Below are 15262 nucleotides of genomic sequence, written 5' to 3' on the forward strand. Positions count from 1 at the left end.
TTTATTGGTTGTTGTTTGGCATACCTTTTAATTGAGATTCTGCCATTTGTACAAGACGTTTAGTGATTTCACCACCAACGGAACCGTTGGCACGAGCTGAAGCGTCAGCTCCTAATTGAACACCAAATTCTTGTGCAATTTCGTATTTCATTTGATCTAGTGCTTGTTGTACACCAGGTACTGCAAGCTGGTTTGAACTGCGGTTGTTGTTGTTTGTCATGTTTCTCACCTCCTTGTGAATATAGAATGTGCGTTATTTGTTTTTTAATACAAAAATTTTATAGGTAAAATGTAACTGCAAAGGAAACCTATTTACAATCAAATAAAAACCGTCTCATAATAGAATTTTGAGACGGTTTCTTTCCTATATATATATAACGAATCGAGTTTGCTTAATAGCAGAACAAATTAAAATTTACTTCTATAAAAGATCTGCAAATTTATCAGCAGGCTGTTCTTTTTTGGGGAAAATATAGACCTCACGATTTTTCACAGCTCGATCGATTAGTTCATCGAAATCAGAAAAGCTTTCATAATGCTCAACTTTTTCAAGTTTTGGTTTCGTTTTTGGACTAGCCGGCGTAAAAATTGTACAGCAATCTTCAAATGGTTGAATTGACGTTTCATATGTGCCAATTTTCTCAGCGATTTCAATTATCTCTAATTTATCACTTGAAATTAGTGGACGTAAAATCGGTGTGTTTGTCACAGCATTGATTGCTGTTAAGCTTTCAAGCGTTTGGCTTGCTACTTGCCCAAGACTTTCACCAGTAACAATCGCTAATGCATCAATTTCTTCACGCACTTTGTCAGCAACTTTTAACATCATACGACGAGTTGTTGTCATAGACACATTAGATGGCACTTTTTCTTTAATAAGAACTTGGATTTCAGTAAAAGGAATAACATGTAGTCGAATATTCGCGCCAAATTTCGTTAATTCATTGGCAAGTACTTTTACTTTTTCCAATGAATTTTGACTTGTATATGGTGGACTAAAGAAATGAATTGCTTCTAAGCGAACTCCTCGTTTCATCATTAAATATCCTGCAACTGGGCTATCGATACCACCTGAGAGCATTAGTAATGATTTACCGTTGGAGCCAACTGGCATGCCACCAGCACCCGGAATAACTTGTGCCATCATATAAGTAGCATCATGGCGTACTTCAACACGAAGCTCTACATCTGGTTTTTTCACTTTTACTGATAAATTTTGATACTGTGGTAATACATGTCCACCGATTTCACGCTGTATAGCATGCGAATCTAAAGGGAATGTTTTATCTGTACGCTTAACTTCTACTTTAAAAGTCAATTGTTCATGTTTAAACGTATCCATAATTGTAATCGCCAGTGATTTCATCGCCTCAATGTCTTTGTCACAAGCGGCAACTGGACTGAATGATTGAATCCCAAAAATTTTCGGTAATCTATTTAGTAAAATGTCCATTTGTGCCTGATCTTGAATAGCGATAAACATACGATCACGCTCTGTACGAATGTGTAAATGACCTAACTCTGCAAATGCATGGCGAATATTTTCACGCAAGCGACGGATAAAATCCATCTTATTGCGCCCTTTTGTAGATAGCTCACCATATCGAATTAAAATTTCTTTCCAAATCATCATAGATGTTCTCCTTTAAGTTCCGTTAGTACTTCATTCAATATTTGTATAAATAATACAATATCTTCGTCTGTTACATGGGCACCAAAGCTTACACGGATAATACCCTTTTTAAAATGCTCATCAATATTTAAAGCTTCTACAACATGACTTGTTTTCGTTTGCTTGGAGGAACACGCACTCGATGTTGACACAATAACTCTACGTTTCTGTAGTGCATTTATAATGACCTCACCTTTTAAATCACGCACACTAAATGATAAAATATGCGACGCACCCTGTGATGTCGATATTATTTGCACAGCCTCACCAAATTCTTTTAACGCCGTACATATTTCATCCTGCCATGTACGATATTTTTTCGTACGTTCACTCATTGTTTCGATTGCCATACGGGCTGCTTTTGATAGCGCTACCGCTTGTGGGACAGCCACAGTGCCACTACGTAAGCCAAATTCCTGTCCTCCACCATGTGCATATGGCTGCCATTGCATTTTTTTACGAAATGCTAATATACCTGAACCTTTAAAACCATGAATTTTATGACCTGATATGGAAATACAGTCTGGTCCTTCATCTTCATTAAAAGTTATTGGCAGTTTTCCAAAGCTTTGCACTGCATCCACATGAAATGCGGCACGACTTGCTTCATGGACAATTTTTGCCGCTTCAAAAATCGGCTGAATGGCACCCATTTCGTTATTAACATGCATCATACTAACTAAAATAGTATCCCTGCGAACTTTTTTTCGTAGCTCATCTAACGACACTACACCCTTTTTATCGACCTGTAGATATTCTATTTCAAAGCCTTCTTTTTCAAGTTGCTTCACCGATTCTAACACAGATGGATGTTCGATTTCCGTAGTCAAAATATGGTTACCTTTATGAGTATTACCATGCGCTAAACCGAAAATAGCCGTATTATTGGATTCAGTACCTCCTGAAGTAAACAGTACATTTCTTGCCTCAGTATGCAAAATGTCTGCTACTTGTCCACGAGCACGCATTAATAAATCATTTGATTCTACACCCATTGCATGAATCGATGCAGGGTTGGCGTAATACTGCTCATTTACTGCCATAAATGCTTGCATCACTTCTTTATAAGGTTTAGTTGTTGCGCTGTTATCTAGATAGATTGTATTTTCTTTCATTGTCATTCACACACTTTCAAAACGTTAATTTAACGGTATTTATTATAGTTCAAACTTACTTATAAAACCATTAACTATTATTACGTGATAAAAACTTTCAGAATTTCACTCTAAGTTTTTTCCTGTTTAAGATGTCTCATCAATGCAATTGTTGTACGTTATTTATTTTTTAAGACGATAAACGATACTGTTGTACCGTAATCCTGCTTACTATTAATTTGAAGTCCTTTACCATAGTGCTGTTTTAATCGGAGATCAGTGTTTAACAGGCCAACTCCAGATTTATCAGCTGTTTGTCTTACAAGTATGCGTTGCATCATCGCCTCGTCCATTCCGACACCATCGTCTGTAACGATTATTTCAACGTAATCAACATAGTCTAAAACCTGAATTTGAATATTTCCACCTTGTACTTGCTTCATAATACCGTGTCTTACGGCATTTTCAACTAGTGGTTGAATGGTAAGTGCTGGAATCATCATTTCTATATCTTCTGCTATCTCCCAAGAAACATGCAAGCGATCTCCAAATCGTTCCTTCTCGATAAAAAGATAAGATCGAACAAGATTTAACTCTTCCTCAATTGGAATAAACTCGTCAATATTTTGAAACTTAAATGATTCCCTCAAATAGTCACTAAACGCTTCTAGTAAATTGCGCATTCGATTCATATCAATTTCACTTAATGCTAAAATTGCATTCAATGTGTTGAAGAAGAAATGAGGCTGTATTTGCGCCTGTAGCCACGCCGCCTCCATTCGTAGTCGCTCACGAACAGATTGTTTAACTTCAGTTAACGCCTTCGCTCGTGATCTTATTTCCAAGGCATCCACAGGCTTTACAACATAATCGTTGGCACCTGCTAAAAATCCGTTTTCAATGTCCTGTGGCTGACTCCTCGCAGTAAGGAGGAGGATTGGCAGTTCTGTGATGGTGAATCGTTGACGAATTCTTCGTGTCAGCTCATAACCAGACATTTGTGGCATCATCACATCTGAAATAATTAAATCCCATTCTTTAGCATCTAAAATAGCTAACGCTTTTTTACCGCTTGTCACTGTCACTATATCAAATTTTTCTACTGTAAGAATCGTTTCAATGACTCTTAGATTAATCGGATCGTCGTCTACAACTAATACACGTGGGCGATTTTCTACAATCTTTGGTTGCTGTTCAGATATACTATCGAATTGTTTAGAAGTCATGGACATTGTTGACTCTGCTACATTAAACGAAGAAAGAATTGTATTCACTGTTTCTTGTTGTTCACTTGTGTCATTGGATAGCTGTAAAGTAAAGCTGAATTCCGAACCTTGTCCTAGGACAGATTTTGCCTGTAACGTACCTCCATGTAATTCAACCAATTGTTTGCTAATGCTCAGACCAAGGCCAAATCCACCTTCAATCATCGTATTCCCATGATAAGCTTGCTCATATGGTTCAAATATCCGTATCATCGTTTCCTCATCTATTCCAACGCCAGTATCAGAAATTACAATTTGTGCACGTCCTTCTTTTACAAAACTATGTATTGAAATTGTACCTTCATTTGTATATTTAACCGCATTGTGTAGAACATTAAAAATGATTTGTATGACCCTATTTTCATCGGCAAATACTTTCGGGAAGTCAGCAGGAATATCGTTTATTAACCGTATCGGCTTGCCCTCCGTCATAAATTGAAGCATGTCTAATACACCTGTTACAATTGTATGAATAGAAAAGGTTTGTAAATTCAACCTGTGTGTATGTTCTTTTAGACTCATCGTATCAAGTAAATCGTTTAACATTAGTGACATCCGGCGTCCGACAGAAAGAACTGTCTCCAAATCATTAATACTTTTCTGATTCAATGTTGGCTGTTCTCTTTCTAATACTGCTTTTGAAATATTTAATATACCGTGAAGTGGGTTTCGTAGCTCATGAGATGTATTCGCTAGAAATTCATCCTTTAACTTATCGCTTCTTTGTAGCTTGATTGTCAGCTGATTGGCTTCGGCATGAATCTTAAAATAACCTCTAAACCAAAACGAAGCGAAACAGGCTATCGCGATGATCAAATCAAATGGATAATAGATACTTTTGATACCCGTTATAAGAAATATTCCCCACCAAATTAAATTATTACCAAATGCGGTGATGGCTAAAAGTAATAAAGTATTATCCATAATTTCCTTAATGGATGTAAGAAACATAGATATAATTGTTAAACCAATCGAAATACCCAACAGAATTGTGTATAAGGGCTGTAGCATTATAACATAATGCGCAGGTAAAAGTAGTGACAATAAAATAGCTAATCCGCAAAGAGCAATGAAATATGGAAAGAATTTACGCCAACTAGTCGGGAACTGTGGTTTCACACATTGAAATAATGCATATGCAAGGCTAACCATAGAAAGATGGACTAACTTAAATCCCCATTCATAATTTATCGGAAACCAATAAGACAATAATTTCTCATCGCTTCCGAGTAAATTGATGAACATCGCACTAATAGTCAATAGTGAAAAATAAAGTAATCTTTTTTCTCTATGTCCAACAAAAAATAAAATAAGTGCGTACACCCCATGCATCAAAAATACGATGGCCACCATTTGTTGCATAGTAATAGAAAATTGTGTCTCACGAGTAATCGACTCAACTTCCCCAAATTTTATGGACCGGACAATTCCGCTATTTCTGGGATCCTTGAAATTTGCAACTTGAACAACTATCTCGATTACGTTGCTACCATTTGTTGGGAAGGATACAGAGTAAGGTATATTATATGCCATTGTTTCTTCCGCTGTTTTCCCTGGCTGACCTGACTTGCTTAACAATCGACCATTTACATATAACTCAGATGAACTTCGAACGCTAGGAATTCGAATACTGTAGGTTTTTTCGTCATTTGGATTGACTAGAATTCGTAAGCGATAAGAACCGTAGCCATATGGAGAATTATCTGCAGATACATAATCGTTCCACCTGCCTGGGACTTGAATAAATTGAGCTCTTTCCTCAATAGAACTTTCTCCCATCAGCCAAACGTGTGGATAAAATTCCCACTGTCCATCCAAAGTAATCGTACGACCGTCATTAGCATCCCATTCCTGTAAATCCAGTTGTCCATTGATAGCATGGGGTTGATCTAAATTATGAAACGTAACAATCCACAGAATTCGTGTCCCTGTAAGAATAATTAAAAATAAACTTACTAAAATATAAATTTTTCCTGTTCTCTTTAAAAAACCTGGCGAAAAGCCTGATTCCCTAAACTTATCCATTTTTCAACATCATACCTCCTTCTTTCTCGAATTTTTCGCCAATAACTTGCATGATAAAATCCAAGCTAATAAAATTTTCTCTCCTCGAAATCCTAATTCTCATAAGAAAACCACCAACTTCTATCCAGTGTGGTGGTTACTCTTTTCTAATATTATAATTTATCATCTACTTGTATTTTTTGGTATTAACGTAAAACTAGATCCTCGGCGACAATTTCCTGAATACGTTTTAAGGCACCTGGCTCCATTTCTTCAACAGCTGTTCCAGCTTCCTCAAGTGCTTTTGTATAACGGAATTGGTGGAATGCTTCTTCTGCTTCTTTTAAACGCACATTTAATTTTGGATTTGTTGCACGATGACGATTGCCATATTGAATAATTCGTTCAATCAACATGACATTCTCAATTAATTCATGTGCCTTCGAATGAACATCCTCAACACAAAGCGTTGCTGCATTTAAGTTATTATGGACTGTTCCCATGTTAAGTGGTACCTCTTGTAAACTTTGCATCACAACATAAATGTGCTCAGCTGCCTCATCTAAACGTGCATCCATCTCTTCAGGAATACCCGGAATATTCGCCTTGTTTAACAGACGGTCCGTGTCCTGCAACGTTTTTTTTAGATTTTCAACTTGTGCACAAGCCTTATTTTCGTCAATGCGAAGCTTTTTCATCGTATTCGATAAACGATCTTGCTCCTCATGAATACGTTCAAGCTCCTCACTTATTTCAATCAATTCTTCCTGCAAACTTGAATAAGCCGATTTTTCTTCTGCAACACGCATCGCTAGTAAATCATAACGACGTTGGAGTGCTTCTAATTGCTTTAAAGCCGCTTTTGGGATTTCAGCATCCTTTTCATTTAGATGATAGCTTTGTTGTACAAAAGTTGCTTCATCACTTACTAATCGAGTAGAGTTAATGACATTTGTGATTGATCCTAATAATCGGTCACAATTAAGATCTACATAATTTTTTGAAATAACCTCTTTTTCAAGAAGGTCATAGAAATGGTCGATTTCTTCATTTATTTCAACGACTCGTGGCTTGACTGCAGATAAATGAAGTTGAGCCAATTCATTTTTTAATGCGGTAAACTCCGTCTCAAGCATGTCCAGTGCCTGTGTCAGTTCTAAATGATGTAAATAATAAGATTTTTCTTCCATTTCTCGTTGACCATTGCGCAATTCTTGAACAGCACCTGGTAATTTCACTTGTAGTTCTGTCAAAATAGTTGGTACATCGTTAATGTATTCAAAAGTCTCTTGTGATTCATGATTTAAGCCAATAACAATTTCACGCGCCTGCAAATAATTACCATCACGAGTAAGCTCATCGAATTCTTCAAACTTCTGAACAAATACTTCAAGCTTTTGCTCAAGTGCTGGTAAAGCTATCCCAAATGAGTGTTGGTGGGCAAGCAAAGTTTTACGCGCTGATCGATAATATTCTTTTAGTTGTTCAATTTCAATACGATTTTTTTCTTCGCTGCCAATTAATTCATTTAATTCTTCTAAAATTTTATCTTTATCTTGTTCACACTTGCGAACATAATCCTCAATTTCACGTTCAATCAACGTTGCTTTTTTAAAACGAAGATGATTTACTTGGTCCTCCGCATCGAATAGGAGTGAATCAATTTTTGTCATATGTACATCGATGACTTCATCCCAACTATTACGCCACCGTTCAAACATTTCTTCCGTTTCACCATTCATGTTTAATGATTTAACTTTAGAAATTTCCTCATTTATGGGATTATTTTGTATTTGTAATTTTTCATTTTCAAGTTGAGCAATAATTGCTGTATGTTTTCGTCGCATCATAAATCCTACTATGGCTAAAATTAATAGTAGGATAATCGGAATGATGATATACTCCATCGTAAGCCCCCTATTCTACAATAAACGAATTGGCTAGTTGTATTTATTATATACTATGTTTTCCCCTTTTGTACTAAAATTTAAGTGTTTTTCAGAAAAGTGCGTACGGCGTTAATATCTAGACATCATTCAAATAGCCAAAGGAGTGTAAACTTTATGAAAAGAGACGGGCATATTCATAGCCCCTATTGTCCACACGGTACAACCGATACATTTACGCAATATATCGAAAAAGCAATTGCTGAAAATTTTAGGGATATTACGTTTACAGAGCATGCCCCATTACCGCCAGGCTTCGTTGACCCTACACCTGGTAAGGACAGCGGCATGAATCCAGACTATTTAATACCCTATTTTGAAGATTTACAGCGATTACAAAATCAGTACGCACAAGACATTCGGATTCGTATCGGGCTTGAAATTGACTACATTTTAGGCTTTGAGCAGGAAACACGTAATTTCCTTGATACATATGGTCATTTATTAGATGATGCTATTTTGTCCGTTCATTTTTTAAAATGGCAGGATAACTTTGTATGTATCGACTATTCAGCAGAAACCTTTATAGATTTTTCAAATAAAATGGGCTCCGTAGAACATGTCTATGATTTATATTACGATACCGTCCTACAATCAATTCAAGCTGGTTTAGGAAAACACAAACCTAAACGTATTGGACATCCATCTCTCATTCATAAATTTCAATTAGCACACAATGTAAAAATTGATGATACAGCCCGGATTCGAGAGATCCTAGATGTAATGAGGCAAGAAGGGTACGAGCTAGACTTGAATAGTGCAGGTTTAAGTAAAGCACATTGTCAAGAACCCTATCCACCATTTTCCTTAATTGACTATAGCAAGTCAATTGGGTTGCCTTTTGTTTTTGGCTCTGATGCTCATGCCGCAGTTGATTTACATCAACATTATAATGTTATATTTCCAAAATGAATAACTTTTAAACGAGGTGCTAGTATGTTTACACAAATAAATTACGAAGGTCCTATTGCTGACCAATATAATGCATTAGCAAAACAATTAGATGCGCTACTCACAGGAGAAACTGACCGCATCGCTAATTTAAGCAACGCTTCCGCATTACTAAACCAATTTCTATCAAATATTAACTGGGTTGGGTTTTATATACTACAAGGTGAGGAACTTATTTTAGGTCCATTCCAAGGTTTACCTGCATGCGTTAGGATCCCAATTGGTCGTGGTGTTTGCGGTGCAGCTGTGGCTAAAAAAGAAACAATTTTAGCAAAAGATGTCTATTTATTTCCAGGGCATATAGCCTGCGATGCTGCCTCACAATCTGAAATTGTGATTCCTCTTATCAAGCAAGATAAAATAATAGGTGTGCTTGATATAGATAGCCCGATTACAAATCGCTTCTCCATCGAAGATCAAGTTGGCTTAGAGCAATTTGTAAAAACATTGCTTCTCCATCTATAAAAACTATTTGCTCATTCGTACGTTAACATTAAAATTGCCCTGAAATGTTGATTTTTCACATATCATTTCGGGGCAAATCTATATTTCATTCTTTTAGGCATTGGTTTGGAGGTAACGATCATGAATACAAAAACGATTTTTCCCACTGTTTTTTGCTTCGTACAAAGCTGTATCAGCATGTAGGAAAACCGATTGAAATGCTGGTTGATAATTTTGATCCCATGTAATGAGCCCTGCTGAAATTGTTACTTGTGGATCTGTGGCGTCTGGAATCATTGTAACTATGGTCGTGGTCAGTTCGAATGATTCTTTTTCATCAATATTTGGCACATAGACTGACATTTCCTCTCCACCCCAACGCGCACAAATACCCCGAGTACCAATCGTTTCATTTAACTTCATCGCAATTTGCACGAGAATCTTATCGCCAATTTGATGACCGTAGGTATCGTTGATGCGCTTAAAATTATCAATATCAATAAGTAAAAACATACCTGATTGATCTTTCTTTAGGGATTTTTCTACATACTGATCTAAATAACTTCTTGCATAAAGCTTTGTTAAATGGTCTCTATCTACCATTTCCTGTAGCTGATTTCGTAAAATGGAGTTTGCAATCGCTAAAGACGAGTGATGGATTAAAGACTGCATTAACTTAAAGCTATCAAATGAAAAGAAATACGGCTCTTTGTGTAGTACGATACTAAAACCGTTTATTTTCTCCTCCATTAAAATTGGAATCGCCATAATCGAACGATATTCTATTTTATTAGGCGTTAATCGGTTAAAGTCGGCAATGAATAACGGATCATTCGTATGTTCAAAATGTTGTTCAACATGTTTAATATACGTTTTACCCTCTTCCGATTTAAATAAAGTTGTACTGGCATCCGTCACTTCAAAGGTATCATCATTTTTAAAAGCAAAACAAACTTCCATTGGTTGAAAAGATTTCATTAATTGTTTCTGTAGGAAAAGCAACATTTCATGAATGTCTATCCGCATATTTAAACGATGCGATGTCTCATTAATAAGTTGCAAGTCGCTTACGAGGCGATGCGATTGATGATATAATTTTGCATTTTCTAGTGCATTTCCTGATGCTTGCGCGAGCATTCGTACAAAGTCCTTTTCAGTCGTTGAGAAAAGATAAGTTGGTGGCGCACTTACTTGCAAAATACCGTAAATAGCTTGTCTTCCTTTTATTGGTGCATTTAATAAACGACAATTTAAGTCACTTGCCAATTCAGTTGTCAAGTCTCCTGAGACAAAAGCTTCAATAGTAGTTGGTCTTTCAGATAAATAATCAAAAAGTTTAATATCGATGGTCGTATGGCGGTCTTGATCATTCGATAGTATAAGTTCAACATTAAATTCTGGGAAATTATCCCTAATATTTTTTAGAACATTTTCTAAAATTAAATCTATGTCCATTGTTGAATGAAATAAATCTGTCATATTATACAATTTTCTATATTGGTCTTCATTCGATTTCACTTCTAAATTTTCACGCAAAATCTGCAAAACCTTCATAAGCGTTTCTACACATTCTTCACCGTAATCAGAAGCCATAAAATTCGTCCAAGCATCTGTTGCTTCCACAAGTAATACTCCAAGGAGATCTTTGCCCTCCGGTTGGAAAAGGACCATATCTGTCATCATGTTATAGGCTTCTTTTTCTTTCAATATATAAGGTAGCTTGACTATTTTTTGTTGATAAAAGCTAGTTTCAATCATCGGCCATGACACAGCATTTAGTTTTGTTTCTATTGTTAACGTAGCTAATTCTTCTACAGGTATTAAACTATTACTTTCATAGCTGAGAAAAGCAGCATTTACAATTTTCAAGTGCTTCTTTAGACACTGCTTTAATGAATCAAAATACTCATTAAAACTGGTCAGTTCTCCATTCGAACTCACCCAAAAGCTCAAAACATCTGATTTTATATATTTTAGCGTTTGTAAATGGTCTGTCATGAAATCACCTTTTCTATATAACGTACAAATCAATTACTATTAACTTATGATATATTATACATAATTTGTGTCATTTTGACTATGTTATTCTGTTTTACTTTTATATTTTACATTTACTACCGTATCTTTAACTATTTCGAAATAGTGAGAAATGTATAAAAAGGAATTTCCTACTATTGTCCCTTTTCAAAAATAGCTATACTAATAATTGACGTCTATGAAATAAGCAGTTACAATGAAGTTTGTGTAAAATAAACGCAGCAGTGGTATAAGCTTAATATTGTATTTTATTCCTCTATTTTAAAGAGTATTACTTAACCATTACTCTCTTACTTGAAAATAGATGGTGTATTGCGTAACCTAATGGCTGCATAGGCGAAAATACATGAAAATAAAATGCGTATAAGAATGGGTACTACTGGTTTTTGTTTTACAACAAAAAAACCAAATTTAAAGGAGGAGACAACAATATGTCTCGTTATACAGGTCCATCTTGGAAATTATCACGTCGTCTTGGTATCTCATTAAGCGGTACTGGTAAAGAAATCGAAAAACGCCCTTACGCACCAGGTCAACACGGCCCGAACCAACGTAAAAAATTATCAGAATACGGTTTACAATTACAAGAGAAACAAAAACTTCGTCATATGTATGGTATGACTGAACGTCAATTCCGTACTGTATTTGACCGCGCTGGTAAAATGAAAGGTGTTCACGGTGAAAACTTCATGATCCTTCTTGAAACTCGCCTTGACAACTTAGTTTACCGCTTAGGTTTAGCTCGCACTCGTCGTGGAGCTCGTCAATTAGTAAACCACGGTCACGTTATGGTAGACGGTAAACGCGTTGATATTCCATCATACAGCGTTAAACCAGGTCAATCGATTTCTCTTCGTGAAAAATCTCAAAACCTATCTGTAGTTGGCGAAGCGATCGAAGTAAATAACTTCGTACCTGACTACTTAGCTTTTGATGCAGACAAAAAAGAAGGTACATTCACTCGCCTTCCAGAACGTTCTGAACTATCTGCTGAAATCAACGAAGCATTCATCGTAGAGTTCTACTCTCGATAAGAGAATCTTTTCGTTAATTGTAAAAATAAAAAACCTACAAACCATGGTATATCAATGGTTTGTAGGTTTTTTTATTTTATATCATCTCTTTGAGGGCTTCCTGATTTTTAACAGACTACGAAGCTTGTGACTGGTATTTAAACCCTATTTCAATTTGCACTCATTAGAGCAAAAGATTTCTGGGGACAATGCAATAATCTATGCATTCCCTACAGTACATTCAATTTTTAGAGAAAACTAATTTACCTAAAAGGTCGTTTTTTTTACATTAAAATAGCAATTCCCTACTTTTTAATCAACATAATCACTACCTATATATTTAATACTAAATATCACTTTTTTACTATTCAACCAGTCTCTAAAATAGAACGAATTTCCAAAATATATATATTACTTTCACAAGAAAGTATTTTCCAAACTATATATACATCAACAATCCTACATAATTAAAGCTTCCACCCTACCATAAATTTATTTAACATTTTTGTAAGATAATAACACGTTAAATATTAACATTTTTAATAAAAATACGAGTTGAATTTTTACAAAAAATAGAATAACATGAATTTCGGAAGGTGGTTCGCCATCATTCAAGCAATAACAATTATTTTAAAGGGGTTGGAAATATGTCAGACGTTCTAAAGCAATTTGTAATGCCGAAAACAAACTTATTTGGACCTGGAGCAATTCAAGAAGTTGGTAAACGCTTAAATGATTTAGAAGTGAAAAAGACATTGATCGTAACAGATGAGGGCTTACACAAATTAGGTCTCTCAGAACAAATTGCTAACATCATTACAGCTGCTGGAATCGATGTTGCAATTTTCCCGAAAGCAGAACCAAATCCAACAGATCAAAACATTGAAGACGGTATCGCAGTATATCATGCTGAGAACTGTGATTCGATAGTATCACTTGGTGGCGGTAGTGCACATGATGCAGCGAAAGGTATCGGAATTATTGCTTCGAATGGTGGACGCATTCATGATTATGAAGGCGTTGACAAATCAGAAAACCCATTAGTGCCATTAATCGCTATTAACACGACAGCTGGTACAGCAAGCGAAATGACACGCTTTACGATTATTACAGATACGGCTCGTAAAGTGAAGATGGCGATCGTTGACAAGCACGTAACACCGCTTGTATCGATTAACGATCCAGAGTTAATGATAGGCTTACCGCCAGCTCTAACAGCTGCAACTGGTTTGGATGCGTTAGCACACGCAATCGAATCATTTGTATCGACAGATGCAACACCAATTACAGATGCTTGTGGTGAAAAGGTACTTCAGCTAGTTCCTGAATACTTACCACGTGCATATGCAAACGGCGCAGATTTAGAAGCACGGGAGCAAATGGTATACGCACAATTTTTAGCAGGTATGGCGTTCAATAATGCGTCACTTGGCTATGTACATGCAATTGCTCACCAATTGGGTGGTTTCTATAATCTTCCACACGGTGTATGTAACGCGATTTTACTACCTCATGTTTGTCGCTTCAACTTAACGGCACGTACAGAGCGTTTTGCAAGAATTGCAGAATTACTAGGACAAAATGTAGAGGGCTTATGCAAGCGTGATGCTGCTGAAAAAGCAATTACTGCCATTGAAAGCTTATCGAAAGACTTAAATATCCCTAGTGGCTTCCGTGAATTAGGCGCGAAGGATGAGGATATTGAAACTTTAGCGAAAAATGCCATGCTAGACGTGTGTGCTGCAACAAACCCACGTAAAGCAACATTAGAAGACATTAAGCAAATTATTACAAATGCAATGGGACCTGTAGTGAAAACAGCAGAGCCGCTTGAAGCTGTTGCACTTTCATAAAATATAAAGAAATGGCGTGTCTCATATTTTGAGGCACGTCTTTTTCTATGAGACAATGAAAACCCAATCATTGTATACAAGGGCTACACCAGCTATACTTTTCTTAAAAGTAAAGGGGGGAAATAAATATGCGTTTAATCTCAATTTGTCCTAGTAATACCGAACTCGTCGCCTATTTAGGTTTGACAGATCAGCTTGTCGGTGTCGATGATTTTTCTGATTGGCCTGCAGCTGTAAATGTACTGCCCAAGCTAGGTCCTGATTTATCAATTAACATAAAGGCATTAGAAGCATTGCAGCCCGATCTTGTACTTGCTTCCTTGAGTGTGCCGGGTATGGAGAAGAATATAGAGGCATTACAAGCAAGAAATATTCCCCATCTTGTCTTTAACGCTAATTCTCTACAAGAGATTGCACATGATCTCCTAACACTTGGTGTAGCCTGTGGTGTTAAGGACCGTGCAAAACAAATTGCTGAAGATTACTTGAACTTTATTGAACAACTTCGTACGATTGCGCAAACAATTCAGGAAAAGCCAACGCTGTATTGGGAATGGTGGCCAAATCCTATTTTTACTCCCGGAAAAATAAATTGGCTCACAGAAATTAGTGCCATCGCAGGAGGCTATAATCTATTTCAAGATGTGGCGTTAGCAAGCGTGCAAACTGACTGGACTGACGTAGTACGACGGAATCCAGATTATATTATGATGGCTTGGGTAGGTGTTGCATTTGAGCGCATTCAGCCAACCAATTTATTGAAGCGTCCACAAGCTCATGAGCTACATGCTGTCCAGTTGAAACAACTCCATGTAATGGAGGAATGGCTTTACTGCCGTCCGTCTCCTCGTTTAGTAGAGGGAGCATACAAGCTAGCGAAACTACTTCATCCCGAAAGTTACCAGCATCTAAATCTTCCTAGCTTTTTAAAATGCTAAAAGGACAACATCCCTCCAATCTACTCGGGGGATGTTGTCCTTTGC

The 15262-nt window shown here is 36.5% G+C and carries 11 protein-coding genes; 5 read left to right on the plus strand and 6 right to left on the minus strand.

Features of this window, described 5'->3' with window-relative positions:
* Position 1: 1 nt before the first annotated feature.
* The 5 genes from ACQKII_RS11835 to ezrA all read right to left on the minus strand — a co-directional run bounded on the left by ACQKII_RS11835 (position 2) and on the right by ezrA (position 7942).
* A complete protein-coding gene (locus tag ACQKII_RS11835) occupies positions 2–220 on the minus strand; it encodes a small, acid-soluble spore protein, alpha/beta type (protein ID WP_427459448.1) in 219 nt (72 codons plus the stop codon).
* A 201-nt stretch (positions 221–421) separates the two neighbouring features.
* Positions 422–1630, minus strand: a complete 1209-nt coding sequence (thiI, locus tag ACQKII_RS11840; RefSeq protein WP_427459621.1) for a tRNA uracil 4-sulfurtransferase ThiI — start codon at positions 1628–1630, stop codon at positions 422–424.
* Entirely contained in the window at positions 1630–2793 is a 1164-nt protein-coding gene (locus tag ACQKII_RS11845) for a cysteine desulfurase family protein (protein ID WP_427459450.1), read from the minus strand. The genes thiI and ACQKII_RS11845 overlap by 1 nt, the downstream gene beginning before the upstream one ends.
* A 152-nt stretch (positions 2794–2945) precedes the next feature.
* Positions 2946–6056: an ATP-binding protein gene (locus ACQKII_RS11850; protein WP_427459452.1), complete on the minus strand. Its 3111-nt coding sequence runs from the start codon at positions 6054–6056 to the stop codon at positions 2946–2948.
* A gap of 185 nt (positions 6057–6241) precedes the next feature.
* Positions 6242–7942, minus strand: coding sequence for a septation ring formation regulator EzrA (gene ezrA / locus ACQKII_RS11855; RefSeq protein ID WP_427459454.1), 1701 nt, complete (start codon positions 7940–7942; stop codon positions 6242–6244).
* A 156-nt stretch (positions 7943–8098) separates the two neighbouring features.
* Here ezrA and hisJ point away from each other — a divergent pair, with 156 nt between their 5' ends.
* Both hisJ and ACQKII_RS11865 read left to right on the plus strand, forming a co-directional pair.
* Entirely contained in the window at positions 8099–8893 is a 795-nt protein-coding gene (hisJ, locus tag ACQKII_RS11860) for a histidinol-phosphatase HisJ (RefSeq protein WP_427459456.1), read from the plus strand.
* Positions 8894–8917: 24 nt separating this feature from the next.
* The gene (locus ACQKII_RS11865; RefSeq protein WP_427459458.1) at positions 8918–9397 is read left to right on the plus strand and encodes a GAF domain-containing protein; all 480 of its coding nucleotides are present in this window, start codon (positions 8918–8920) and stop codon (positions 9395–9397) included.
* 93 nt (positions 9398–9490) lie between these two features.
* Here ACQKII_RS11865 and ACQKII_RS11870 read toward each other — a convergent pair whose 3' ends face one another.
* Positions 9491–11374 carry a sensor domain-containing diguanylate cyclase gene (locus ACQKII_RS11870; protein ID WP_427459460.1) on the minus strand — a complete coding sequence of 628 codons (1884 nt, stop codon included), beginning with the start codon at positions 11372–11374 and terminating at the stop codon, positions 9491–9493.
* A 470-nt stretch (positions 11375–11844) separates the two neighbouring features.
* On the opposite strand from ACQKII_RS11870, the gene rpsD reads away from it, so the two are divergent.
* The 3 genes from rpsD (at position 11845) to ACQKII_RS11885 (ending at position 15217) form a co-directional block, all read left to right on the plus strand.
* Complete coding sequence (gene rpsD, locus ACQKII_RS11875; RefSeq protein ID WP_427459462.1) at positions 11845–12447, plus strand: 30S ribosomal protein S4; 603 nt, start codon at positions 11845–11847, stop codon at positions 12445–12447.
* 626 nt (positions 12448–13073) lie between these two features.
* On the plus strand, positions 13074–14279 hold the full coding sequence (locus ACQKII_RS11880; RefSeq protein WP_427459464.1) for an iron-containing alcohol dehydrogenase: 1206 nt from the start codon (positions 13074–13076) through the stop codon (positions 14277–14279).
* Positions 14280–14407: 128 nt separating this feature from the next.
* Entirely contained in the window at positions 14408–15217 is an 810-nt protein-coding gene (locus tag ACQKII_RS11885; protein ID WP_427459466.1) for a cobalamin-binding protein, read from the plus strand.
* Positions 15218–15262 lie beyond the last annotated feature (45 nt).

The organism is Lysinibacillus sp. NPDC048646 (genome assembly GCF_050272295.1).
Lineage (GTDB): Bacteria > Bacillota > Bacilli > Bacillales_A > Planococcaceae > Lysinibacillus.

Coding starts and splice junctions, on each gene's coding strand:
- ACQKII_RS11845 (WP_427459450.1), bottom strand. CDS start 2,793: ATGACAATGAAAGAAAATACAATCTATCTAGATAACAGCGCAACAACT.
- ACQKII_RS11850 (WP_427459452.1), bottom strand. CDS start 6,056: ATGGATAAGTTTAGGGAATCAGGCTTTTCGCCAGGTTTTTTAAAGAGA.
- rpsD (WP_427459462.1), top strand. CDS start 11,845: ATGTCTCGTTATACAGGTCCATCTTGGAAATTATCACGTCGTCTTGGT.
- ezrA (WP_427459454.1), bottom strand. CDS start 7,942: ATGGAGTATATCATCATTCCGATTATCCTACTATTAATTTTAGCCATA.
- ACQKII_RS11885 (WP_427459466.1), top strand. CDS start 14,408: ATGCGTTTAATCTCAATTTGTCCTAGTAATACCGAACTCGTCGCCTAT.
- ACQKII_RS11880 (WP_427459464.1), top strand. CDS start 13,074: ATGTCAGACGTTCTAAAGCAATTTGTAATGCCGAAAACAAACTTATTT.
- thiI (WP_427459621.1), bottom strand. CDS start 1,630: ATGATTTGGAAAGAAATTTTAATTCGATATGGTGAGCTATCTACAAAA.
- hisJ (WP_427459456.1), top strand. CDS start 8,099: ATGAAAAGAGACGGGCATATTCATAGCCCCTATTGTCCACACGGTACA.
- ACQKII_RS11865 (WP_427459458.1), top strand. CDS start 8,918: ATGTTTACACAAATAAATTACGAAGGTCCTATTGCTGACCAATATAAT.
- ACQKII_RS11870 (WP_427459460.1), bottom strand. CDS start 11,374: ATGACAGACCATTTACAAACGCTAAAATATATAAAATCAGATGTTTTG.
- ACQKII_RS11835 (WP_427459448.1), bottom strand. CDS start 220: ATGACAAACAACAACAACCGCAGTTCAAACCAGCTTGCAGTACCTGGT.